We start from the raw sequence: 24,598 nt of genomic DNA on the forward strand, positions 1-24,598 counted from the left end.
TTTTTTGTTACGTTCTAGCTGTCATTTGAAACCCATTATGATACAAACAAAACAGAAGAACCTAGCTTATAGTAATCTATCTTTAGGGATAGTAACTACCTCTAGTTAATACAAGTGACAAGCTGTCCAATGATCTTTATGAACCTCTTTCCACTCTGGGGCTTTTTGAGAGCAAATATCCATTGCATGTGGGCATCTTGTTCTAAAACGACAACCACTTGGAGGGTTTACCGGACTCGGCGGATCACCTTGAAGAACAATACGTTCTCTTTTATCTGCTCGTGGATTTGGGTTAGGAATAGCTGATAACAGTGCCTGTGTATAAGGATGTAATGGATTTTTAAAAAGTTCGTCACTTTCACTCATTTCCATCATCTTTCCTAAGTACATTACACCGATTCGATCACTTATATGTTTTACCATTCCTAGATCATGGGCGATAAACAAATATGTTAATTCTTCCTCTTTCTTTAAATCATCTAGCAAATTAATAACCTGCGCCTGGATGGACACATCTAAAGCAGAAATAGGTTCGTCAGCAACGATAAACTTTGGCTTAACGGCAAGTGCTCTTGCAATACCTATACGTTGTCGTTGACCACCACTAAATTCATGTGGATAGCGTTTTGCATGTTCTGGTCGTAGTCCGACTCTTTCAAGTAATTCATAGATGCGATTTTGACGTTCTTGTCCTTTTGCTAGCTTATAAGCGTCCATACCTTCTGCGATGATGTCCCCAACTTGCATCCTAGGATTAAGAGATGCATGTGGGTCTTGGAAAATGATTTGCAGTTCACGGTTAATTATTTTTTTTGTGTTTTTGTCTAATTTTTCTACATCTTTACCATTGTAGAAGATGTTTCCAGATGTAGGCGTCTGTAAGCCTACAATTGTCTTTCCTAAGGTAGACTTACCGCTACCACTTTCACCTACAAGGCCAAATGTTTCCCCTTTTTTAATGGAGATAGAAATATCGTCTACCGATTTAACAGTCTGATTTTTATTGATATGAAAATACTTTGAAAGCTGTTGAACTTCAAGAATATGTTCCGTCATTATTCTTCACTCCCTGCTGCAACTAAATCTTCTACCTTTGGAGCTCTAGGGTCGTTCAACCAGCATTTTGCTGTATGTCCCTGTTCTATTTCAAAATCTGGTGGAATTTCCTCTAAGCAAATGTCCATTGCAAATTTACAACGAGGAGCAAATGGACATCCTTTTGGAGGAGAAAAAAGATCTGGTGGTGATCCTTCAATTGGAACCAATGGTTTTTTCTCTCCATCCTCAACTTTTGGTATGGATTCAAGCAAACCCCAAGTATAAGGGTGTTTTGGATTTTCAAATAGGTCAAAGACCGTTCCGCTTTCGATCATCATCCCAGCATACATTACAATTACACGTTGTGCAGTTTCAGCAACTACACCGAGGTCGTGTGTTATTAAAATAATAGAAGTATCTAATTTGTTCTGTAAATCCTTCATAAGCTCAAGGACTTGTGCCTGAATTGTTACATCAAGTGCGGTTGTAGGTTCGTCTGCAATTAACAACTCCGGATTACACGCTAAGGCGATTGCAATCATCGCTCTTTGCCTCATACCTCCACTAAATTCATGTGGAAATTGATTATATCGCTCTTCAGGGTTTGGAATACCTACGAGTTTAATCATTTCAATTGCTCGTTTTTTTGCATCTTCTTTAGATAACCCTTGGTGAAGGATAAGTCCTTCTTCAATTTGCTTTCCAATGCGCATGGTAGGATTTAAAGATGTCATCGGATCTTGGAAAACCATACTTATTTTTGAACCCTTAATTTTTCGCATTTCTTTTTTGGACATCTTTAGAATATCTTTATCGTGAAAGTGAATGGTACCTCCTCTAATAACACCTGGAGGAGTTGGAATCAATCCCATAATAGATTGAACCGTAACGCTTTTACCACTACCACTTTCCCCGACTATAGCAAGTATTTCACCTTTATCTACATGGAAGGATACGTCACGTACAGCTTTGACTTCTCCTCCATACGTTTTAAAATTAACTTCTAAATTCTTAACTTCTAATAAATGGGCCAATCTAAAAACCTCCTAATCTCGAGATCTTGGATCAAGAGCATCTTGTAATCCATCACCAAATGCATTAAATGCAAACATTGTTAGTGAGATTAACACTGCAGGGAAAAATAAACGCCACCACTGTCCACTTAAAATAACTCCTAATGCATCATTTGCCATGGTACCCCAGCTTGCGAATGGAGCTTGTACACCCAGTCCTAGGAAACTTAAAAATGCTTCAGCAAAGATTGCACTTGGAATGGAAAACGTTAAATTGACGATGATAATCCCCATCATATTTGGTACTAAATGTCGGGATATTATTTTTGCATGTGATGTACCAAGCTTTTGTGCTGCCAATACGTATTCTTGAGATTTTAATTGCAGAACTTGTCCACGTATAATTCTGGCCATCCCGACCCATCCCGTTACACATAGTGCAATTATGATGGTGGTTACCCCGGGTTCCATCATTACCATCAACAGAATAACGACTAACAGGTATGGAATCCCATAAAGGATTTCTACTATTCTCATTAGTCCACTATCAATTCGATCTCCTAGCTTTCCGCGACCTGCCATATAACCAGAGATACCCCCGATAACAACCCCTAAGAATAAATCAATTACGGCTGCAACAAGACCAATGGTAAGGGATATTCGAGCACCCATCCATGTTCTAACCCACATATCACGACCTAAATCATCTGTTCCAAACCAATGATCCCCTGAAGGAGCCAGGTTTGTTTTCGTTAAGTCTTGATCGGATGCCGAGTAAGGTGCCATTATTGGTCCAAAAATAGCGAAAAACATGATTACAACCAATAAAGCAAGACCAAATATAGCAAGTTTATTTTTAAGAATACTTAATACGGTTTCTTTCCAAACACTCAGACTTGGTCGTTGTATTGGATCAGCCTTTAGTTTTTTTGGATCTGCCGGACGAAATAGGGAATGATCCACACTTTTCTCTATCATGTTAATCCCCCTTACTTGATAACTTAATTCTAGGATCAATGAGACGATATGAAATATCAATCACAAAAAGAGTTACAACAAGAATCGTACTAAAGAATACCGTTGTACCCATGATTACTGGGTAATCACGATTAAAAATACTATCTACGAAGTAACGACCAATTCCTGGAATTGCGAATATATTTTCAATTACGAATGTACCTGTGATTAATGAAACAAATAAAGGGCCTATAAAAGACACAACAGGTAATATTGCATTTCGTATTCCATGTTTTAAAACTAGATTCGTTGTGGATAATCCCTTAGCATTTGCTGTCTTAATATAGTTTTGGTTCATGACCTCAAGCATACTAGACCTCATAAATCTAGCAATAACAGCTAAAGGTGTTGTTGCTAATGCTAATGAAGGAAGTACGGTATGCTGCCATGTACCCCAAGAAGCAACTGGGAGAAGCCCCCACTCAACTGCAAAATATTTGATTAAAAATGGTGCTAATATAAAGCTAGGTACTGATATCCCGATTATGGCAATAATCATCGATGTATAATCTAGGAATCGGTTATGGTTTAAAGCAGCAACAATCCCTAACATAAGTCCAATTACAAGTGCAATAATAATGGACTGAAGACCGAGAATTGCAGATGCGGAGAATCCGTCCGAAATAATCTGGTTTACTGTACGAGTTTCGGATTGAATGGAAGGACCTAAATCTAGCATGACGAGATTCTTCAAATAGAGAGCATATTGAACTGGTAAGGGTTCATCTAAATTAAACTTTGCTCGCATATTTTCTAACACTTCTGGTGGTAATGCATTAGAGTCAGATGCAAATGGGTCACCAGGGATAAATTTCATTATTACGAAAGTTAGGGAAGCTATTACCCAAATCGTAAGTAACATGGTAAGAAATCGTTTAATTATATACATGTAACACAACACCTCCAGAATATGAAAAGCTAATGCGCCTTCGTCTGCCTCAACAAACTATGTACCTATGAAATTCTTACAAAATAGTAGAGGGAGGGACAGGCGCAGGGGCTTAACACAAAAAATGGCTTTAAGTTTCTACTTATTTGATAAACGAGTAATTATGAATTTACACTACCTAGTACACCGTTTGTAGCTGTCATTGCAATAATGACACAACCCCACATATGTTTGTACGCTGTCACCATGTCATCACAAGTGAAGCGAATTTTTGTTGGGCTAATTAGTTCAACAGTAGGAAGAGTCGTTGTCATTTTAGCTTGTTGTGGGCCTTTAAAATCAATTTCAAATGTAATAGGGCCATTCACTTTAGTAGGTGTAAACTCTCCAATACGATTAACAGCTTTCTCTGCTTTCTCACGAATGATAGTTTGCGCTACTTCAGGATGTAGAAGTTCTGCAGAAAATCTATCAACCGCTCTTTTGGTCACTGCCCCTTCTACGTTAGGTAAGGTTTCTTTCACTTCTTTTACATAAGCATCGTCTCCGCTAATGAAAATAGCTGGGACACCAAGAGAACCTGCAACCATTGTATTCATTTCTGTCTCCCCAACAACCTTGCCATTAATTTTCATTTCCTTTACACAAATACCTGCCAATGTATGGCTAATTACGGTTACATCAGATCCAGCTTCGCGTCCATGATGACCAACAAACATAATGCCGCTAAATGTTTCATTAAGACCTTCAAGCTGACACATCACTCTATTACTACCTGACACTAGTCGAGCTCTAGAATCTAATTCTTCTATAATAATATTGGACATATTACCGTGCCCATCAGCTACGACTACTTCCGTTGCACCACCATTGAATGCCCCTTCGATTGCAGCATTTACATCAGCTGTCATTAGTTTACGAAAACGTTGATACTCACTAGGGGTTTTTAATTGTTGGTTGGTAGCAACTCCAGAAATACCCTCCATATCAGCAGAAATGAATATTTTCATTAAACTCTCTCCCTTTTTCATTAGAATTACGAATTGTTTAAAAAAATTGTCATTAGATAAATTCAAACGTATTTTTATATACATCAAGCTGAACAATGGAATTTATTTCTAATATATTTTCATTCTCATTTAAAAGAATGATAGTATCTGTGATTTTCTTTTGATCTTTAACAGCTATTTGTATAAGAAGTTGATATTCGCCTGAAACTAATGAAATATAGCGAATCCATTTAATTTCCTGTAAGTCTTTCACAACAGTTTGTATAGACTTAGGATGAACCTTAATTAAAATAATGGCTCCAGCCTTAATTCCGACAGTAATTGGATCAACAATGCCTACCACGTTTAAAATTTCTTTTTCAATTAAGCTTTTGTAACGAAGCCTTACTGTCTTTTCTGTTACATTTAATTTGCAGGCAAGTTCTTTAAACGACATCCTGCCATCAATCGATAAATGTCGAATAATTCCACTGTCCAGTTCATCTAATTCATAATGCAATCATTCTCCCCCTTTCAGTACTTTTTTCTAAATGACTATCACAAAAGGATAATAATTTTACTTTCACTACCAATTTAAAATACTTTAAATATAATTTATTATCTAAATAAGGAATTAGTTGCTATTATATAGAAATAGTTTTCAGAAATCAATTATAATTTTGTTAATTAGGAAGAATTTTTTTCTTACGTATCAGTAATGCTCATGTTTACGGAGTTTTTAGATGATAAGCACTATATAAGTGCATTTTTGAACATGTTATTATTATTAGAATAGTTTTAGGAACGAAGGGGAAATTGTCGAAATTTATATGCTTTATAAGCAGTTGAACGGTAAATAGAATAGGAGGTTCATTAGAATTAATAGGAGATTACACAATGGGGATGTATGGTGGTACTAAGAATGAATGGAAAATAGAATGACGATTATCTACTATATAATAGAATGAAGCCGTTTTTCAAAAAATAATAAAAGAGACCCTACAAAACATTGAGCTCAATGTTTTGTAGGGTCTTTTTTTGTAATAGCTAAGTTATCCAATTTCCTTAATCTAAAATCGTTACCTTTACTTGTTGGACACCATAATTAATTGCATCTTGCTTGGAAGGAATAAATATATCAATCTTGTTTCCTTTAATCGCTCCACCAGTGTCTCCGGCAATTGCTTCGCCATAACCTTCTACATGAACTTTGCTACCAAGTGGAATAACAGATGGGTCAACTGAAATCACCTTTGCATCTGGATTTTCCAATAGGTTAATACCAGTAGATGTAATACCGGAGCATCCATCACATGTAGCGGTGTAAGCTGTAGCTGTTACAGTTATTTCCTTCTGACTTGTATTACTAGTTGTTGATGCCGCTTGTTTTGTAGCTTGGCTTTCCTTTGGTTTTTCAGTAGCGGCTGCTACAGGTGCACTTTCTTTTGGCTTTTCTGTAGTTGCTGCAGGTGTAGCGGGTGCTACAGGGGTGCTCTTATTTGTCTTTTTATCAGATGTAACTGTGCTTTTAGTTTCTTTTGTTGTACCTGCAACTGACTGTACCGGTTTTTCTACAACAGCTGTTGCAACTGTTTTTGCACCTTCGAAGATTACTAGATTTAATCCAGGATGGATAAGATCACTATGTAATTGGTTCCATTCTTTTATTTGCGAAACCTGTACCTGATGATTTATGGCGATGTCCCACAATGTGTCGCCTTTCTTAACCGTATATTGTTTTTCTGGTGCAATAAATAGTTCATCCCCAGGGTGTATGAGGTCTGTCGAAAGGTGATTCAACATTTTTGTATTTTTAACTGATGTATTTTGTGCGCGTGATAGATCCCAAAGGGTATCTCCTTTTTGTACTGTAATCATTGAAGCTTGTACATTTGCACTTACTGTTACTGAGAGTACAGTACCTGTCAAGATTGCTACCATTTTTTTTAGCATTTTTTACCCTCCATATTCTGTAGTTGCTAATTTTCAATAATCGTATCATAGATATTCTGTAGAAAAAGAACAGGGAGGTGATAATTTGGTTTCATCTGTGGCAATTATATTGCAAGAATATTTCTAGCATACTAGTAGTTGAAATATATGGTTTACTCAGACTGCAGGGGATTCTTCTATTATTTTAGAATAGGAAACAAGTACCGGTTAATATTACGTGTAGTAAAATTTAACAGTGATGAATCAATTAGTCTATTAATATAGAGGAGTTTATAAGTGAAATGAGTATATTGTTGTAAAAATAAACAAAATGTCGATTATTGTCTACTTGACAAGACTGTTAGAACAGTATAGAATCTGATAAAGAACAAGTAGTGATGCGATACGCAACATTTCTTGAGCGAACAATTCATCTTTTATATGAAACTTTTAATAATGTGTTGCAATTTTACCTATAAATAGGACTAATCGATTAGTGGTTGATACCACTTATTTTTACCCTTCGATTGTAAGCACTTGCAGTGTTTTTTTGGGGATGGATCGAGATGCTAACGGAGTTGTACACTTTATTATTGAAACAAATGTTACAGAAAGTTTTATTTAGTAGAATATCTATTGATTAGCTCAAGTGTAATAGTCCTATTTGTGCCGATGTAAAAAAATGTAACCGTATACTTGTAAGTGAGAAATTTAGTAAGCGGTACTAATCGGTATGTTCTAACAGACCTTTACAAAAAATGAAAGCTGGTATCTCATCCATTATTTCAATTCAAATAAAAACACATCTTCAAATTAAGGGGGAAGTAATAAAATGGAACCGTCAGGCATCCAAATGGTTTCCGGGCTTATACTCGGGGTAATCGTATTAATCTTACTTGTATTAAAAACAAAAATTCACGCATTTCTAGCACTCATAATAGGAGCTTCAATCGCTGGACTTGTTGGAGGAATGGTTCCTGGTGAAGTTGCTGGAGCTATCTCAGCAGGATTCGGGAGCACGTTAGCTTCAGTAGGTATTGTAATTGGATTAGGTGTTATGATGGGGCGTATTCTTGAAATAACAGGTGCTGCCGAAACATTAGCCTATTCATTAATTAAATTTGTTGGTAAGAAAAAAGAAGAGTGGGCAATGGCAATAGCGGGTTATATTATTTCCATTCCGATTTTTGTAGACTCTGCTTTCGTTATTTTAAATCCATTAGTAAAGACACTTTCAAAGAAAACCGGAAAATCAGTTATAGCGATCGGTGTATCATTAGCAGTTGGTCTTGTACTTACACACTCCATCGTACCTCCAACTCCAGGTCCATTAGGTGTTGCAGGAATTTTCGGTGTAGACATCGGTCTAATGATCGCTTTAGGTCTTGGATTTGGTATACCTCTAATGATTGTAGGGGTTTTATATGCGAAATGGCTTGGTAAGAAAATTTATCAACTTCCAAGTGATGAATCAGAATCTGGATATGTTAGACCTGAAAAAGAAATGACTTACCCAGAGTTATTGGAAATTGTAAATGAAAGATCAAAAGAACTGCCATCATTTGCAAGATCGTTTTTACCAATCCTAATTCCGATTATCCTTATTTTTATCAATACAACATTATCAGCTTTAGAATTAACAGAAGGTATTTATGGAATCTTTACTTTCTTAGGTACACCAATCATAGCGGTTGCACTTGGTTTAATCACAGCTATTTATGCATTATCAGGAAAACTAGGCCGTAATACAACTCTTGAAGAAATGGAAAAAGGTATTCAAGATGCTGGTATTATCTTACTAGTAACAGGTGCAGGTGGTGCGCTAGGAAACGTATTGCGTACAAGTGGTACAGGGGATTACATTGCTCAACAAATAGCAGACCTACCGTTACCAGCAGTTCTAATTCCTTTCTTTGTAGCTAGTATGGTTCGTTTAGTTCAAGGTAGTGGAACAGTAGCGATGATAACTGCAGCATCTATTTCAGCGCCAATTTTAGCTCAATTAGATGTGAACATGGCACTTGCTGCTCAAGCTGCTGCATTAGGATCACTTATTTTCTCTTACTTTAATGATAGCTTCTTCTGGGTAGTAAACCGTATGTTAGGTATTAAAAATGTAAAAGAGCAAATCTTGGTTTGGTCAGTACCAACGACTCTTATGTGGTTTACAGGATTAATTCTTATCTTAATTGCTAACATGTTTATCTAAGTTCATAAAGTAAAAACCGTTAAAGAGCTCAGTTATAGGGCTCTTTTTCTTTACTATACAAACAGACGAGGAATTATATTGGATTGCACATGCAATTTATGCCATAAATGAAATCGCTTTAGTATATTCTTTTACTTTGGTTATAAATCGCTTATAATTAAAAGTGTTGCAAAATGCAAAGTTGTTTAGATTTAAAACACGATAATCTATTAATTATCACTTGTTTACTACTAAATTTATTGATATAGGTGGAATAAAGAATGCGAGAAAAGTATGAACGACTTAAGGAAATATTGAAAGAGATGGAAAATGTGGTGGTTGCTTTTTCTGGTGGAGTAGATAGTACATTTCTATTAAAAGTAGCCATAGATGTTTTGGGAGCAGAGAAAGTTTTAGCGGTTACGGCTGATTCTGAAACATATCCATCCAGTGAATTAGAGGAAGCGAAGAGGCTTGCCAAAGAGATAGGTGCAACACATCAAGTAATTGAAACTTCGGAGCTAAGCATTCCAGGTTATGCGGAAAATGACAGGAACCGTTGTTATTTTTGTAAAAATGGGTTATTTGAGGAAATCGTTCCAATCATGCGTGAAAAAGGATTTAAGAACGTTGTATATGGTTTAATTGCAGATGATATGAGTGAACACCGTCCTGGCGTTCGGGCAGCCAAAGAACATGGTGTACGAGGGCCACTTCAAGAAGCAAATCTTTATAAGGATGAAATACGTGAACTTTCCAAGCAATTACATTTACCAACCTGGGAAAAGCCATCGTTTGCATGTTTATCATCAAGAATTGCTTATGGTGAAAAGATAACGCAAGAAAAGTTAACAAAAGTTGAAAAATCAGAGGAATACATTAAAGGGTTAGGTATTAAACAAGTGCGTGTTCGGACGCATGAAGATATTGCTAGAATTGAGGTAGAGCCTCAAGACATGGAGCGCATCTTAACCAATCATCAAGAAATTATCGAAAATCTTCAGTTATTCGGTTATAAATATGTCACTCTTGATCTACAGGGGTACGTAAGCGGAAGCATGAACAAGGTGTTAGCTAAAAGTAACGAATAATAGGATGGTTAAATCAAGTCAAGGGTGATGGGGAAATGATTAAGGCATTGGCAATTGTCCCTTATGAGGGATTATATGAAATGATGAAAGAAGTCACACAAGATGTTCATGATATAGAGTTTCGGATTGAACTAGGGAACTTGCATGAAGGAGTAGCCATTGCGAAAGAGGCTGAAAAGAACGGTTACCATGTCATTATAAGTCGTGGGGGGACAGCTTCATTAATTCAGGAGGCTGTCTCGATACCGGTAATTGATATTCAAGTATCTGGCTATGATGTGTTACGTATTTTAACGATGGTTAAAGGATTTTCGCGAAAAGCTGCGATTGTGGGCTTCTCCAATATTACACAGGGTGCGGGTACAATATGTAAACTCCTGGATTTCGATATTAAAACATTAACGATTACAAAAGAAATAGAAGTAAAAGAAATGTTAACGAATCTAAAAGATCGTGATTATGAAGTGGTCATAGGTGATGTGGTTACGGTTCAAGTTGCAAAAGAATTAGGTTTGACCGGGGTATTAATCACGTCAGGCAAAGAGGCTATTATTGACGCATTAGAAGAAACAAGGAGAACCTACCATGTCTTTTCGCAATTACAACAGGACGTTTCTTTTTTTAAAACGATTCTCAGTTGTAGCGAGCAAGCAATTGGAGTTCTTAACAAAGATGAAGAGGTCATTTACAGTAATGAACGCTTCAATCAAGAATTTAATTGGGCAAAGGTAAAGAACTCAGATACGATAAGAAATTTAATACAGGAAATCGTTATTACAGGTCAAAAAATTTCAAAAACCATACACATAGATGATACGTTTTGGAAAATAACAGCATGTTCAAACGAAAATCATATTGTTCTATTTATAGAAAATAACCTTTCTAATGAATCTGCTAACCAAGGAGAAGGGATCAACGTTAATGCAATTGAAATTCATACCCCAGATTTAACGTTCTCTCCTTTTACAGGTAAGAGCGAACAAATTCAAAATGTCTTGAAGAAAATTGAGCAATACAGTAAAAAGGATGATGCTGTCTGGATTTCAGGCGAAAAGGGAAATGGGAAATCAGTAGCAGCTCAGTCGATCTACCAAAATAGAAGGTCTCAAAGTGAGCCATTTATTATTTTAAATTGCGAACAATTAACCGCGGAACAACTTAAAGAAATAAATGAAGGCTTTTTCCTTACGTTATCAGAGGGTGTTATTTTTTTAAGAAACATTCATAAATTAAACCCTTATGTTCAAAAGGAACTCTATCAAGTTTATACAAATGGAAATGGAAAAAAGCTAAAATGGATCGTATCTTCCGATGATAATATGGACGATAAGGTGAAAAGTGGTTCTTTCCATCAAGAGTTATATAATGCTTTGGCGGGGCTAACAATCCATATCCCACCAATACGAGAACGTAGGGAGGATATCGAGGATTTAGTCCATTTATTTATTACTGAATTACATCCGAAGTATGGAAATGGAGTCATAGGGATTCGTCAGGAAGCCATGGAAGAGATAATTAAATACGATTGGCCGGGAAATATCGAACAACTTAAACAAGTAATTGAACAATTATTTTTACAATCACATACTTATTATATTGAAAAAGAAGAAGTTAAGGCACTTTTGGAACGAATAGATCTAAAGGAAAAGAAAGATGATCTATTCGTACAGATTGATATAACCGGCACATTAGAAGATATAGAAAAACAAGTGATCAGAAAAGTACTAGAAGAAGAAGGGTTGAACCAATCGAAAGCAGCTAAGCGATTAGGGATTAACCGTTCTACATTATGGCGCAAGCTAAAATAAAGCTTGTGCCTTTCTTATGATTTGATGTAAAATGCAACATATTTTAAAAATAAGAATAAATATCATTAAATCTATTGCTAAATGCAACATATTGTTTTATGATAAGTGTAAGCGTTTTTAGGTCTTTGTTTAAAAATGCCACATAAAAAGGATATAACGTACTTTAAAAAGAAGAGTTGAAACGCTACATGCAGTGTGAAGCTTGTTTCGAAACAAAATAAAAAAAGCTAAATTATACAAACTAACTAGTAAAGGGGGCGGGATGTAGGTGAAACTAGCGGTAATCGCAGATGATTTAACGGGTGCAAACGACACGGGAGTTCAGTTTGCAAAACAGGGTTTAAATACAACAGTGCTATTTTCATATACACAATTACAACCGTCACATCTTACTGAAGATGTCATTGTTTTAAATTCAGACAGTCGAGCAATAGAAGCCGGTACGTCTTATGACATCGTTTTTGATCTATCGTCACAATTGAAGCAATTAGGTGTTTCTACTGTTTTTAAGAAGATAGATTCAACGATGAGGGGAAATATTGGTCCAGAAATTGATGCAGTAATGGATGCTTTTGACTATAAGGTTTCATTTGTAGTACCAGCTTTTCCAAAAAGTAATCGCGCGACTATTAATGGAGAACATTTTGTAAACGGAGTTCCATTAGAGAAAGCTGAAATGGCGAAAGACCCTGCCAGCCCAGTAAATGAAAGTTATCTGCCAAAATTGGTACAGAAACAAAGTAAAAGGGATGTTGAACTAATTACAATCTCTCATGTTAGAAAAGGGATCGACCACTTATCTAATATAATGAAGGAATTATCCTTAAGTGATACTTCGAAAATCATCATTATCGATGCAACGACAGATGAGGAACTTGAAATCATCGTTAAAGCAGCACAAGCTTTACAAGAGAAATATCTCTGGGTGGGATCCGCAGGAATCGCTTCACACATCTTCTTCGAAGAAACCCAGGAAGAGGTAATAAATACAACTAAAGTTTGTGACCGAGATCCTGTATTAGTGGTTGCGGGTAGTGTCAATTCTATTACTCAGCAGCAAATTCAGGTCCTTAAAGAAAAAAATGATGTAGCAGAAATTGTTATTTCTCCTGAAGAATTCTTTTTTGAGGATAGGAGAAAACTTGAAATTGATCGTATTGTGAAAGAAAGTAAAGCATTGCTAGATAAAGGCGACTTAGTAGTGACGACGAACCGAGACCAGGAAGTAATAGGGAAAGTAAAGGATTTACAACGTGAACTTGGTTTATCAAACTTCGATGTTGGGAATACAATAGCCCATGCAATGGGAGAAATTGCTGGTCAATTAATCGAGAGTAAGAAAATTTGCGGTGCCGTTTTAACAGGTGGAGATATTGCAGGTGCTACATGTAAAGAGTTACAAGGTGAAGGGATTCGAGTCATTGGTGAAGTAGAGCCTGGTATACCTTATGGAAAGCTCTTTGGAGGATTATATGACGGCATTCCACTCGTCACCAAGGCGGGTGCGTTTGGAACCGAACAAGCACTTTCTAAGGCACTTCAAAAGGTTACTGAATTAAGTACACGTACTCAATGAGTACTGATATAGGAATCATTATTGATTTTTGCATGTCCAAATAAGAGAAATTTACAGGAGGAATTAGATATGACTAGCTATAAACCAAGTATCGCGATTACAATGGGAGATCCATCTGGTGTCGGACCTGAAATTATCGTAAAATCTTTGAATGATAAAAACATTTATGATAACTGCAGTCCATTTGTTGTAGGCGACGTAAAAATTTTAAAAAGAGCTTTAAACGTAACAAATATTGATCTTGAATTAAATAGCATTACCAAACCAGAAGAAGCAAAGTCTCAATATGGCACAATTGATATTATCGATCTTGATTTAGTTTCTGAAGATTTACCTTGGGGACAAGTTTCACCAGAAGCTGGAAATGCAGCTTTCCGTTATTTAGAAAGAGCTATTCAATACGCAAATGAAGGCAAAATCCAAGGGATTTGTACAGCGCCACTAAATAAAGAAGCACTTCATAAAGCTGGCCATATTTATCCGGGTCATACAGAGATTTTAGCAGAATTAACAAATACAAAGGATTTTGCGATGATGCTCTCTGCACCAGCGTTAAGAGTCATTCATGTGACAACACATATTGGACTTCTTGATGCAATTCATAAGATTAATGCTGAACGTCAATATACGGTTATCAAACTTGCACATGAGACATTACAAAAGGCAGGAATTGAATCTCCTCGAATCGCTGTTTGTGGAATTAACCCACATGCTGGTGAGAATGGGCTTTTTGGTCATGGTGAGGAAGAAGAAAAGATCGTTCCGGCTATTGAAAAAGCGCAAGCAGAAGGAATAAATGTTCAAGGACCACTTCCAGCAGATACATTATTCTTTAGAGCTAGACGTGGAGACTTTGATATAGTTGTTGCACAATATCACGATCAAGGTCATGGACCAATTAAAGTGTTAGGTCTAGAGGCTGGGGTTAATATTACAGTAGGTCTTCCAACCATTCGTACAAGTGTTGACCATGGGACGGCTTTTGATATTGCTGGTAAAAATATTGCGGACGAGCAATCATTAAAAGAAGCTCTACGTATGGCAGTTGAATTAGCTCCAAAGAAAAAAGCATAATAGGAAGAATATCAAGCAAGAGGTCAAACGATCTCTTGCTGACTTTGTATAGAAACCATTTTTTTATCAACAAGTAGTATTTCTGTAAAGGAGACAAGGATGATGACTTTACCAAAGGTTGCAAAGATACGTCAGAAATTCCAAACGGAAAGTATAAAAGATATCCCAGGAGCGATTGTAGAGCAATTTCTTCATGTAAATGCGGATGAAAAAATTAAGCCAGGTATGGAGATTGCAATAACTGTGGGAAGTAGAGGAATCGCCAATATTCCATTAATCGTTAAAAGTGTTGCAGATGAAATTAAAAAAAGAGGAGCGTCTCCATTTATAATCCCAGCAATGGGAAGTCATGGTGGAGCCACCGCTGAAGGACAAATCGAAGTCTTAGAGGGGTTAGGCGTTACTGAAGAATCAACAGGATGTGAAATACGTTCATCCATGGATGTTGTTGAAGTGGGTAAAACTTCTGATGGAGTCCCAGTTTATATTGATAAGAACGCTTATCAAGCAGATGGAATAATCGTTATGGGCCGTGTTAAGCCGCATACTGATTTTAAAAACAAGGTTGAGAGTGGCGTTTTGAAAATGGCGTCAATTGGAATGGGGAAACACAAACAAGCCCTAGCTTTACATACACATGGTATTAAAGGAATTAGCGAAATGATGCCAGAGGTCGGCAAAGTGGCTATCGCCAATTCTAAAACCTTATTTGGTATAGCTATTGTTGAAAACGCTCATGAAGAAACAGCCATCATCGAGGCTATCGAAAAAGATCGAGTTGAAGAGCGTGAAAGAGAATTATTAAAAGAGGCATTTGAGTTAATGCCAAGCCTTCCAGTCGAAAATATGGATATCTTAGTCGTTGACGAGATTGGGAAAAACTATAGTGGGACAGGAATGGATACCAATATTATTGGGCGTATCCGGGTGCTCGGAGTTGAAGAGCCCCAAAAGCCAAGCATTAAATATGTCATTGCTTCAAATTTAAGTGAGGCGAGCCATGGCAATGCATTGGGAATTGGCTTAGCCGACTTAACTACAAAGCGCTTATTTGAAAAAATTGATTATCAGGCAATGAATGAAAATGTAATTACAAGTACATTTTTAGCTCGAGCAAGTATCCCAATTATTCTTGATAATGATCAAGAAGCTTTAAAAGCGGCACTCCGTGCAAATTGGGGTGTATCACCTGAAAAAGCTAGAATTGCTAGGATTCCAAATACACTTCATATCGGAGAACTATATGTATCTGAAGTTATATTTAATGAATTAAAGGATCAAGAAAACATTGAAGTATTAGAGGACCTACATGAAATGAAGTTTGACGAAAACGGTTATTTCTTACCTATGTGACAGGGCTTTGAGGAATTTAGACATTAAATAGAAAAAACAAACAGCTCCTACTAGAGGGGCTGTTTGTTTTTATCGATATATAACTTCTTTATTATGCTTTCGAACTTTAAATAGTTTACCACCAAGCTCATTCAACGCAATCGCTGCTAATATAATAGCAGTTCCGACCCATTGAAGTGGTGTGACAGTTTCGGACAATATAATACTAGCTGATAGGATGGCGATGGGTAATTCGATGGATGTTAAGATATTTGCAATTCCTCCAGAAACCAACGGTGCTCCCACCGCGAAGAAGAGTGGAGGAAAGACTGCACCAAATAAGGATACACCAACAGCTGTTGCAACTAAGTTTGTTTCTAATGGAAAAACAGATGGAATGTCGCGCATGAATATGATTAGTATTAATATGGTTGACCCAGTTGCCATTAATGAAGTACGAGCCAATGGGTCTACATCTACAGCGACTTTTCCACTGAAAAAAATAAATCCTGCATAAGTAAATGCAGATAAAATACCAAACAGGAAACCTTTAAGAGGTAGCCCTTGGATGTCGCCATTTATTATATTGGAAGCAAAAAAGACGCCGATTAATATTAAAAAAATGGACAAAACAGTGATAGGAGCGGGTTTCACTTTGCTGAAAATCCACTCTAATATAATTCCAATCCAAACGAACTGAAACATTAAAATAATGGCCAATGAAGCAGGAAGATATTGCATGGCCCCATAATAAAAAATACTAGTTAATCCGGTAAAACATCCGGTCATCATGATTAGGGGAAGATTGTGCTTGGTAAGTCCTTTAAAGCTAGGTCGTTTAATTAGAGTGATAGACCATAATAAAAACGAGGAAATCAACATTTGAACAATATTTATTTGGCCAAGTGAGTAGCCGTAGCTAAACCCCAATTTCGCAAAGACTGGTGTAAAGCCAAAACATCCAGCACCCAATAATACAAACAATATGCCCTTATTTACTTTCATTATGAAACCTCCATGAAGCTTTAATACTATTAGACTATTGTATCATATTTGTACCAGCAGTATGACTTGCTTTAGGTCATCAGGCATAGAAAATGGGGCGAAGCTTATATTACTTCCTAGGTGATTTGTGTCGATTTTATGACAAAACCATGAATCACCAAGGCTAAAGAAAAAATGATAGTAAAATAGGCTAGAAGCAAGGTATATATAAAACTACCGTATGGGTAAGAAAGAAAGTAAGGGGAAAAATTGAGATCAAATAATAGATTTTTTGTGCTTTTTAGTATGTTACTTATGATTAGTTTAGCTGGTTGTGGTAAGGAAGATATTGTTACAAATGTGGGAAAACTAGACTTTGATCAGCCATTAAAACTTCCACCACTTATTGAGCCTACAATAGAGGCCGATGGTACAAAAAACTTTACATTGACCATGCAAACGGGAGAGACAGAATTGTTACCAGGTAAGATTGCGGATACTTGGGGGATTAATGGGGCCTATTTAGGTCCAACGATTAGAGTTTCTCGTGGGGACAAGGTTTCTTTTAATGTTGTAAATAGTTTGAACGAACCATCAACTCTACACTGGCATGGAATGAGATTGCCAGCCAAAATGGACGGAGGTCCACACCAAATGGTTGATGCTGGGGAAACTTGGACTCCCCATTGGACGATTGATCAACCATCTGCAACCACGTGGTACCATCCTCACTTACATGGAAAGACAGCCCAGCATGTATATAAAGGACTTGCAGGCATGTTCATCATCGATGATGAGGATTCAAAAAAACTCCCTTCTGAATATGGAGTAGATGATATTCCACTCATTATACAAGATAAATTGTTTACGAATGAGGGACAATTAACTGAGGACGAAGAGGGAGTATTTGGCACACTTGGTGATGAAATACTTGTGAATGGAACGTATGACCCCTATCTTGAAGTTAAAACGAGTCAGGTTCGTTTTCGATTGCTCAATGGTTCGAATGCAAGAGCCTATAATTTTGGCTTTAGCGATGGGAGAGCTTTCAAACTTGTAGGCAACGATGCTGGCCTCCTTCAAGAGCCAGTAACCCTGGAACGATTTATGCTAAGTCCAGGTGAACGTGCAGAAATTGTTGTAGAATTTGAGCCAGGTGAGGAGACGATTCTCCATAGTTATAGCGGAAATAACGGTATAGATAATGGTGAATTCGATTTGTTAAAGATAGTAGCAGCTTCTGAATTAAAAGAGTCAACCCCAGTTACTGGGCAACTTTCAAGCGTACCACCAATAGAGGCACCAAAAGATGCTAGAGTTCGTCAGTTCAAGCTTACAATGGAGAATAAGATTAATGACAAGTTAATGGATATGTATCGTATTGACGAGGTTGTTCCAGCAGGAGCAACAGAAATATGGGAGATCAACAACTTTGGATGGTCGCATAATTTTCATATTCATAATGCCGCCTTTCGAGTCTTAGACATAAATGATAAGCCACCTTCAGAGTATGAGCGAGGAAGAAAAGATACTGTTTTTATTCCAAATGGTTCAAAGGTAAGAATTGTTGTGGAATTTGGCAATTATGCTGACCCTCATTTTCCGTTGATGTATCACTGCCATTTATTGCGACATGAAGATGACGGCATGATGGGCCAATTCTTATTAGTAGAACCCGGTACTGAATCACAGGTGCCAACAACACTTCCTACTAACGGTACGGATGGGGAACATCAGGGGCATCATTAAATTGATAGAGAAACATAATCTTTTTTTTAAGGATATAATCAAGATAGGGAATATCAAATATTAAACTTTATAGGAGGAATAATGAGTAATTTGCCTAATTGTCCAAAATGTAATTCAGAGTATACGTATGAGGATGGAGCATTACTAGTATGCCCAGAATGCGCTTATGAGTGGCCATTGAATCAAGAAGAGGAAGTTAATGAAGGCGTTAAAGTCATCAAGGATGCAAATGGGAATGTGTTGGTTGATGGAGATACCGTTACAGTAATTAAAGATCTGAAGGTAAAAGGGAGTTCATCTGTACTCAAACAGGGTACGAAGGTAAAAAGTATTCGCTTAGTTGAAGGGGACCATGATATTGATTGCAAAATTGATGGATTTGGTGCGATGAAATTAAAGTCTGAATTTGTTAAGAAAATATAAAAGTAAAAAAGTCGCTATTAACCAGTTAGGTTGATAGCGACTTTTACTATTGAAAAGGATTATTGATGAACGAGATTCTTTTGACTAGAATCATCAGTAGTTGTATCCCAATTGTTTCGAATTAGGTAGTCAAATGCACTTAATGATGCAGTTGCACCTGATCCCATTGAAATGATGATTTGCTTATATGGGCTGTCTGTACAGTCACCAGCAGCAAATACACCAGGAATACTTGTTGCACCGTGGTTATCAACTACAATCTCACCCATTCGATTACGTTCGATTGTGTCGCCAAGCCAATCGGTATTTGGTACAAGACCAATTTGAACAAATACACCATGTAATTCAATGTGTTTTTCTTCACCGGAATCACGGTCAACATAAGTAATACCGTTTACTTTGTCAGTACCCGTAATTTCTTTTGTTTGTGCATTCTTAATTACCGTTACGTTTGGAAGACTGAAAAGACGATCTTGAAGCACTGTATCAGCTTTTAGCTCTGAATTAAATTCAATAACTGTTACATGCTTGACAATACCAGCAAGATCAATTGCTGCTTCAACACCAGAGTTACCGCCACCGATAACAGCTACGTCTTTACCAGCAAACAATGGACCATCACAATGTGGACAGTATGCGACACCTTTGTTTTTGAACTCTGCTTCCCCTGGTACATTGACATTACGCCAACGAGCACCAGTTGAAAGAATCACGGTTTTACTTTTTAATACAGCACCGTTTTCTAGTTCAATTTCAACAAAGTCTTTCTTTTCAATGCGTTTCGCACGCTGTAGGTTCATGATATCAACATTATATTCTTTAACATGTTCTTCGAGACTTGCTGCAAGCTTAGGACCTTCTGTGTACTTAACACTGATAAAGTTCTCAATACCAAGTGTATCCATAATCTGGCCACCAAAGCGTTCAGCAACAATACCTGTGCGAATACCTTTACGCGCTGCATATACGGCTGCACTACTGCCTGCTGGTCCGCCTCCAACAACAAGAACATCAAATGGATCTTTCTCATCAAATTCTGATGCATCAGGTGCGCTGCCAACTTTTGAAAGAATTTCTTCTAGTGACATACGACCATTACCAAATGCTTCTCCATTTAAGAAAGCAGTCGGAACAGCCATGATATCCTTGCTTTCAACTTCTTCCTTAAAAGCAGCACCATCAATCATTGTATGTGTGATGCCAGGGTTAAGAACACTCATTACGTTGAAAGCTTGTACAACATCAGGGCAGTTATGGCAACTTAAACTTACGTATGTTTCAAAGTGGTATTCACCTTTGATCTCTTTTATTTGGTCAATTAGCTTCTGATCAATCTTCGGAGCTCTTCCACTTACTTGTAAAAGAGCCAACACAAATGAAGTAAACTCATGTCCGAGAGGGATTCCAGCGAATGTTATACCAGAATCCTCGCCGATACGATTGATGCTAAAGCTTGGTGTTCTCTCTAACTGAACATACTCAACCTTAATTTTAGAAGACATCTCTGCCAACTCATCAACAAGGGCCTGCATATCTTTTGATACACTATCAGAACCCACGCTAACTTTGAGTAGAACATCACTTTCTAAAAGTTGGAGATATTGAGCTAATTGTTGCTTTATATCAGCATCTAGTATCATTTAAAGCACTCCTTAGATTTTTCCTACTAGGTCTAGGCTTGGCTTAAGTGTTGCTTCTCCTTCTTTCCACTTAGCAGGGCAAACCTCACCAGGGTTGTTACGTACATATTGTGCAGCTTTAATTTTGTTAATAAGTGTGCTTGCATCACGGCCAATACCGTCTGCATTGATTTCAACAGCTTGGATTACACCATCTGGATCAATGATGAAAGTACCACGGTCAGCTTGTCCTAGTTCTTCAACTAATACATCAAATTGACGAGAAAGTACGTGAGCAGGGTCACCAATCATTGTATAAGTAATTTTACCAATTGCTTCTGAAGAATCATGCCATGCTTTGTGAGTGAAATGAGAATCTCTAGAAGCAGAGAATACTTCAACACCAAGGTCTTGTAATGCTGGGTATTGTTCTTGTAAATCTTCTAATTCAGTAGGACATACGAAAGTGAAGTCAGCAGGGTAGAAGCAAACAATACTCCAATGACCTTTTAAGTCTTCCTCTGTAACCTCGATAAAATCACCATTTCTATAAGCTTGTAATGTGAATGGTTCTACTTGTTTTCCAATAAGTGACATAATAAAATTCCTCCAATTAATTATATTTAATATAGATTATTAGCATTATTGACTAATAAATCTATAATTAATACTTGTTTATAATAATTATTATATAGATGTTATTATTTATGTCAATTAAAATGCTAAGACAATTATATTCAAATATCAATTAGTAGGTTTTGTATTTAAAGGTACCTTTATAAATGGTAATTCTTGATTAATGCTGACTTCCATTGACACAAGTGTAAATTTGATTCATAATATTCCTAATCTATAATTTAAAAGTTATTTACGGACTAATTCAATAATAAGAAGTAATGAGAGGGAACTAGTAAGTAGTCCTCAGGTAAAAGAGAGTAAAATCCATGGGCTGAAAGATTTTATAACCTGCAATGCTATTGAACCTGTCCCTTGAACTGTTAGGAAAACCTAACCGTTGCCTGCGTTAAAGGTTTCGAGTGGATACTAAGAGCGATTTTAGTATCAATAAAGGTGGTACCACGAAAGACATGGTCTTTTCGTCCTTTTTTATAGGGATGAAAGGGCCTTTTTTTATACACTTTAATGGGTGGTGAATGAAATGAAGAAGAAGCGAATTGTTGTCAAAATAGGGAGCAGTTCTTTAACAAATCAAAATGGTGGCCTTAGTAACGATAAGCTTAGAGAACATGTGGATGCGATAGCTCGTTTAAAAGAACTTGGGCATGAAGTCATTCTCATTTCATCTGGGGCCGTTGCAGCTGGATTTATGGACCTTGGCTATTCTTCCCGCCCTAAAACTGTCGCTGGCAAGCAAGCAGCTGCAGCAGTGGGCCAAGGACTTCTACTAAGAGGGTATACGGAAGAATTTAAAAAGCATGGTATTGTTGCCGCGCAATTACTATTAACAAGACAAAATTTTCTATACAAGGATCAGTACAATAATGCTAATGCAACTTTATCAGAACTTCTAAAACGGAATGTTGTACCGATTATTAATGAGAATGATTCCGTATCACTAGAAGAATTAAACTTTGGAGATAATGACATGTTATCGGCATTAGTAAGTGGCCTTGTACATGCTAACTTTTTAATTATCATAACAGATGTCAATGGCATCTATGATCAAAATCCACGAACACATCCAAATGCAAAGAGGTACAACTTCCTCAATGAGATTAACGATGAATTAGTAAGTGGAGCTTCTGGGGCAGGGTCAAAGGTAGGCACTGGAGGAATGAAGTCAAAAATTGAGGCAGCAAGGACAGCAGTTGGTTTGGGAGTAAAAGTGTTTATTGGATCTGGTTCTGGAGACGAAAAATTTGTCGATATTCTTGCAGGAAAAGGGGATGGAACGTATATTGGAGACTCCTCACGACCTAGTATGAATACGTCGAAGCAGTGGCTAGCCTTACACTCAATTCCAAGTGGGAAAATTGAAGTCGATCAGGGTGCTGCAGCAGCCATTTTAAGGCATGGTAAAAGTCTTCTACCTGCAGGTGTTACAAACATAATTGGAGATTTTAGAATCAATGATGTTGTGGAGGTTGTAAACCTTAAAGGAGATATAATCGGAAAAGGAAAAGTAAATTATTCTTCTGAACAATTAGTAGAAATTAAAGGTTTATCGAGCACAAAGGCTATGGTTAAGGTAAACAGTGATCAACGTGTTGTCATTCATAGAGATAATTGGGTAAGTCAAAAAGAGAGGAGAGTTAAGTATGAGTGAGTTAATTCTAAAAGGGAAAAAGGCAAAATCAGCAGCATCGCTTTTAGCAAAGGCAACCACAGAACAAAAAAATAAGGCCCTTTCGACAATTTCTGAGCAACTGATCAAAGAACAAACGTTTATTTTGGAAGAAAACAACAAGGATTTACAAACAGGAAAAGAAAATGGAATGAGTGAGTCTATACTTGACCGCTTAAAGTTAAATGAACAGCGGATTCAAGATATGGCAGATGCCCTTGTTCAATTAACGAAACTAGAGGATCCAATTGGACAATTAATAGAGGAATGGGAGCGTCCAAACGGACTTCAGATTGCACAAGTTCGAGTTCCTTTAGGGGTAATCGGAATGATTTATGAGGCAAGACCAAATGTAACGGTTGATGCATCAAGTTTATGTTTGAAAACGGGAAATGCAGTACTCCTACGTGGTAGCTCTACAGCGATTCATTCAAATAAAGCGCTTGTGAAGGTAATTCAGCGTGGGCTTGAGTTAAGTAATCTACCAGTTGATGCTGTTCAATTAGTAGAGGATACAAGCCGAGAAACAGCATCGGAAATGTTCAAATTAAATGAGTATCTAGATGTGTTGATTCCGCGTGGTGGTGCGAAATTAATTCAGACTGTTGTTCAAAATTCGACAGTACCTGTATTAGAAACAGGAGCAGGAAATTGTCATGTTTATATAGATGAAACAGCTGATCCAAAAATGGCGATTGAGATTGCAATTAACGCGAAAACACAACGTCCATCGGTATGTAATGCGATTGAAAATGTTCTTGTCCAAAAGGATTGGGCATCAAAGCATATACAAGAATTGATAACAGCCATGCAGGAAAAAGACGTTCAAATACATGGGGATGAAATGGTCCAAAAAGTAGGAAAGGAAATTATTCCTGCGAGCTTGGAAGACTGGGGTACGGAATTTTTAGGGCTAGAAATTGCCGTGAAAGTGGTTGAGGGTGTAGAAGAGGCCATTACTCATATTAATCGATATGGAACAAAGCATTCCGAAGCCATTATCTCATCGAGCGTTGAAAATGTAGAGAAATTTTTTACAGAAGTGGATGCAGCAGCTGTCTACCATAATGCATCAACCAGGTTCACAGACGGATTTGAATTTGGATTTGGTGCAGAAATTGGAATTAGTACTCAAAAACTACATGCTCGTGGACCAATGGGGTTACAGGCCTTAACCTCCACAAAATATACAATTCGTGGAAACGGGCAAATTAAGTAATAATTGAATCCGAAATATAGGGATGTTTCCAATAATTTTGGGAGCATCTTTTTTATTTTCTTGTTGTTTACAAATTTGTTTACACGTACACAAAAAGTAAACAAGGTGTATACGAATCCGTTTACACGTTTACAAATCTGTATACATCCCGGTGTGACAACATGTAAACGAGTTTGTGTTCAATGTTTACAGAAATGTATACAAAAAACGACATGTTTACAAAGTGTTTACAGGTTTACAGTTTTGTTTCTTTTTACTGAGAATCATTGTGGAATCTAGTAATCTCTTATACGCTTTTATTAGGTAAAAAAGTTCAACAGACGTACATAGCAACAAATCTAACTAAATTGAA

Annotated in this window: 20 protein-coding genes and 1 other annotated feature; of the genes, 10 read left to right on the plus strand and 10 right to left on the minus strand. The window is 37.0% G+C overall.

Translation table 11 applies throughout. The features are described 5' to 3' along the window. Window positions 1–105: 105 nt before the first annotated feature. From CKK03_RS00815 to CKK03_RS00845, 7 genes are all read right to left on the minus strand, one after another. Window positions 106–1,056, minus strand: a complete 951-nt coding sequence (locus tag CKK03_RS00815; RefSeq protein ID WP_099360743.1) for an ABC transporter ATP-binding protein — start codon at window positions 1,054–1,056, stop codon at window positions 106–108. Further along, a complete protein-coding gene (locus CKK03_RS00820) occupies window positions 1,056–2,072 on the minus strand; it encodes an ABC transporter ATP-binding protein (protein WP_099360744.1) in 1,017 nt (338 codons plus the stop codon). The genes CKK03_RS00815 and CKK03_RS00820 overlap by 1 nt, the downstream gene beginning before the upstream one ends. A gap of 12 nt (window positions 2,073–2,084) precedes the next feature. Continuing rightward, the gene (locus tag CKK03_RS00825; protein WP_099360745.1) at window positions 2,085–3,029 is read right to left on the minus strand and encodes an ABC transporter permease; all 945 of its coding nucleotides are present in this window, start codon (window positions 3,027–3,029) and stop codon (window positions 2,085–2,087) included. 1 nt (window position 3,030) lies between these two features. Further along, on the minus strand, window positions 3,031–3,957 hold the full coding sequence (locus CKK03_RS00830) for an ABC transporter permease (RefSeq protein WP_099360746.1): 927 nt from the start codon (window positions 3,955–3,957) through the stop codon (window positions 3,031–3,033). Between the two features lie 161 nt (window positions 3,958–4,118). After that, the gene (locus CKK03_RS00835) at window positions 4,119–4,967 is read right to left on the minus strand and encodes a M55 family metallopeptidase (protein WP_099360747.1); all 849 of its coding nucleotides are present in this window, start codon (window positions 4,965–4,967) and stop codon (window positions 4,119–4,121) included. A 52-nt stretch (window positions 4,968–5,019) separates the two neighbouring features. Next, a complete protein-coding gene (locus CKK03_RS00840; RefSeq protein WP_099360748.1) occupies window positions 5,020–5,466 on the minus strand; it encodes an Lrp/AsnC family transcriptional regulator in 447 nt (148 codons plus the stop codon). A gap of 545 nt (window positions 5,467–6,011) precedes the next feature. Further along, window positions 6,012–6,899 (minus strand): 3D domain-containing protein, encoded by an 888-nt coding sequence (locus tag CKK03_RS00845; protein WP_099360749.1) that lies wholly within the window; start codon window positions 6,897–6,899, stop codon window positions 6,012–6,014. Between the two features lie 811 nt (window positions 6,900–7,710). On the opposite strand from CKK03_RS00845, the gene CKK03_RS00850 reads away from it, so the two are divergent. From CKK03_RS00850 to CKK03_RS00875, 6 genes are all read left to right on the plus strand, one after another. After that, window positions 7,711–9,087 (plus strand): GntP family permease, encoded by a 1,377-nt coding sequence (locus tag CKK03_RS00850; protein ID WP_099360750.1) that lies wholly within the window; start codon window positions 7,711–7,713, stop codon window positions 9,085–9,087. 260 nt (window positions 9,088–9,347) lie between these two features. Then, entirely contained in the window at window positions 9,348–10,157 is an 810-nt protein-coding gene (gene larE / locus CKK03_RS00855) for an ATP-dependent sacrificial sulfur transferase LarE (protein WP_099360751.1), read from the plus strand. Window positions 10,158–10,192: 35 nt separating this feature from the next. Further along, window positions 10,193–11,965 (plus strand): sigma-54-dependent Fis family transcriptional regulator, encoded by a 1,773-nt coding sequence (locus CKK03_RS00860; protein WP_099360752.1) that lies wholly within the window; start codon window positions 10,193–10,195, stop codon window positions 11,963–11,965. Window positions 11,966–12,233: 268 nt separating this feature from the next. Further along, on the plus strand, window positions 12,234–13,541 hold the full coding sequence (locus tag CKK03_RS00865) for a four-carbon acid sugar kinase family protein (protein ID WP_099360753.1): 1,308 nt from the start codon (window positions 12,234–12,236) through the stop codon (window positions 13,539–13,541). Window positions 13,542–13,610: 69 nt separating this feature from the next. Next, on the plus strand, window positions 13,611–14,615 hold the full coding sequence (gene pdxA, locus CKK03_RS00870) for a 4-hydroxythreonine-4-phosphate dehydrogenase PdxA (RefSeq protein WP_099360754.1): 1,005 nt from the start codon (window positions 13,611–13,613) through the stop codon (window positions 14,613–14,615). A gap of 102 nt (window positions 14,616–14,717) precedes the next feature. Further along, window positions 14,718–15,968 (plus strand): nickel pincer cofactor-dependent isomerase, group 22, encoded by a 1,251-nt coding sequence (locus tag CKK03_RS00875; protein WP_099360755.1) that lies wholly within the window; start codon window positions 14,718–14,720, stop codon window positions 15,966–15,968. 69 nt (window positions 15,969–16,037) lie between these two features. On the opposite strand, the gene CKK03_RS00880 is transcribed toward CKK03_RS00875, so the two are convergent. Further along, window positions 16,038–16,952 carry an EamA family transporter gene (locus CKK03_RS00880; RefSeq protein WP_099360756.1) on the minus strand — a complete coding sequence of 305 codons (915 nt, stop codon included), beginning with the start codon at window positions 16,950–16,952 and terminating at the stop codon, window positions 16,038–16,040. Between the two features lie 249 nt (window positions 16,953–17,201). Here CKK03_RS00880 and CKK03_RS00885 point away from each other — a divergent pair, with 249 nt between their 5' ends. Continuing rightward, window positions 17,202–18,680 (plus strand): multicopper oxidase family protein, encoded by a 1,479-nt coding sequence (locus tag CKK03_RS00885; RefSeq protein WP_245863940.1) that lies wholly within the window; start codon window positions 17,202–17,204, stop codon window positions 18,678–18,680. Between the two features lie 81 nt (window positions 18,681–18,761). Next, window positions 18,762–19,103 carry a zinc ribbon domain-containing protein YjdM gene (locus CKK03_RS00890; protein WP_099360757.1) on the plus strand — a complete coding sequence of 114 codons (342 nt, stop codon included), beginning with the start codon at window positions 18,762–18,764 and terminating at the stop codon, window positions 19,101–19,103. A 59-nt stretch (window positions 19,104–19,162) separates the two neighbouring features. Here CKK03_RS00890 and ahpF read toward each other — a convergent pair whose 3' ends face one another. After that, on the minus strand, window positions 19,163–20,743 hold the full coding sequence (gene ahpF, locus CKK03_RS00895; protein WP_099360758.1) for an alkyl hydroperoxide reductase subunit F: 1,581 nt from the start codon (window positions 20,741–20,743) through the stop codon (window positions 19,163–19,165). 12 nt (window positions 20,744–20,755) lie between these two features. Further along, the gene (ahpC, locus tag CKK03_RS00900; protein ID WP_099351424.1) at window positions 20,756–21,319 is read right to left on the minus strand and encodes an alkyl hydroperoxide reductase subunit C; all 564 of its coding nucleotides are present in this window, start codon (window positions 21,317–21,319) and stop codon (window positions 20,756–20,758) included. Window positions 21,320–21,609: 290 nt separating this feature from the next. After that, window positions 21,610–21,830: a binding site (T-box leader), on the plus strand. 51 nt (window positions 21,831–21,881) lie between these two features. On the opposite strand from ahpC, the gene proB reads away from it, so the two are divergent. Together proB and CKK03_RS00910 are read left to right on the plus strand one after the other, a co-directional pair. After that, window positions 21,882–23,009, plus strand: coding sequence for a glutamate 5-kinase (proB, locus tag CKK03_RS00905; RefSeq protein WP_099360759.1), 1,128 nt, complete (start codon window positions 21,882–21,884; stop codon window positions 23,007–23,009). Then, window positions 23,002–24,246, plus strand: a complete 1,245-nt coding sequence (locus CKK03_RS00910) for a glutamate-5-semialdehyde dehydrogenase (protein WP_099360760.1) — start codon at window positions 23,002–23,004, stop codon at window positions 24,244–24,246. Before proB ends, CKK03_RS00910 begins: the two co-directional genes overlap by 8 nt. Window positions 24,247–24,598: the final 352 nt, after the last annotated feature.

Origin of the sequence: Fredinandcohnia onubensis, assembly GCF_002734215.1 — a bacterium.
Classification (GTDB): Bacteria; Bacillota; Bacilli; order Bacillales; family Bacillaceae_L; genus Ferdinandcohnia; species Ferdinandcohnia onubensis.

Coding starts and splice junctions, on each gene's coding strand:
- pdxA (WP_099360754.1), top strand. CDS start 13,611: ATGACTAGCTATAAACCAAGTATCGCGATTACAATGGGAGATCCATCT.
- CKK03_RS00890 (WP_099360757.1), top strand. CDS start 18,762: ATGAGTAATTTGCCTAATTGTCCAAAATGTAATTCAGAGTATACGTAT.
- CKK03_RS00875 (WP_099360755.1), top strand. CDS start 14,718: ATGACTTTACCAAAGGTTGCAAAGATACGTCAGAAATTCCAAACGGAA.
- ahpF (WP_099360758.1), bottom strand. CDS start 20,743: ATGATACTAGATGCTGATATAAAGCAACAATTAGCTCAATATCTCCAA.
- larE (WP_099360751.1), top strand. CDS start 9,348: ATGCGAGAAAAGTATGAACGACTTAAGGAAATATTGAAAGAGATGGAA.
- ahpC (WP_099351424.1), bottom strand. CDS start 21,319: ATGTCACTTATTGGAAAACAAGTAGAACCATTCACATTACAAGCTTAT.
- CKK03_RS00910 (WP_099360760.1), top strand. CDS start 23,002: ATGAGTGAGTTAATTCTAAAAGGGAAAAAGGCAAAATCAGCAGCATCG.
- proB (WP_099360759.1), top strand. CDS start 21,882: ATGAAGAAGAAGCGAATTGTTGTCAAAATAGGGAGCAGTTCTTTAACA.
- CKK03_RS00860 (WP_099360752.1), top strand. CDS start 10,193: ATGATTAAGGCATTGGCAATTGTCCCTTATGAGGGATTATATGAAATG.
- CKK03_RS00850 (WP_099360750.1), top strand. CDS start 7,711: ATGGAACCGTCAGGCATCCAAATGGTTTCCGGGCTTATACTCGGGGTA.
- CKK03_RS00845 (WP_099360749.1), bottom strand. CDS start 6,899: ATGCTAAAAAAAATGGTAGCAATCTTGACAGGTACTGTACTCTCAGTA.
- CKK03_RS00825 (WP_099360745.1), bottom strand. CDS start 3,029: ATGATAGAGAAAAGTGTGGATCATTCCCTATTTCGTCCGGCAGATCCA.
- CKK03_RS00830 (WP_099360746.1), bottom strand. CDS start 3,957: ATGTATATAATTAAACGATTTCTTACCATGTTACTTACGATTTGGGTA.
- CKK03_RS00815 (WP_099360743.1), bottom strand. CDS start 1,056: ATGACGGAACATATTCTTGAAGTTCAACAGCTTTCAAAGTATTTTCAT.
- CKK03_RS00835 (WP_099360747.1), bottom strand. CDS start 4,967: ATGAAAATATTCATTTCTGCTGATATGGAGGGTATTTCTGGAGTTGCT.
- CKK03_RS00880 (WP_099360756.1), bottom strand. CDS start 16,952: ATGAAAGTAAATAAGGGCATATTGTTTGTATTATTGGGTGCTGGATGT.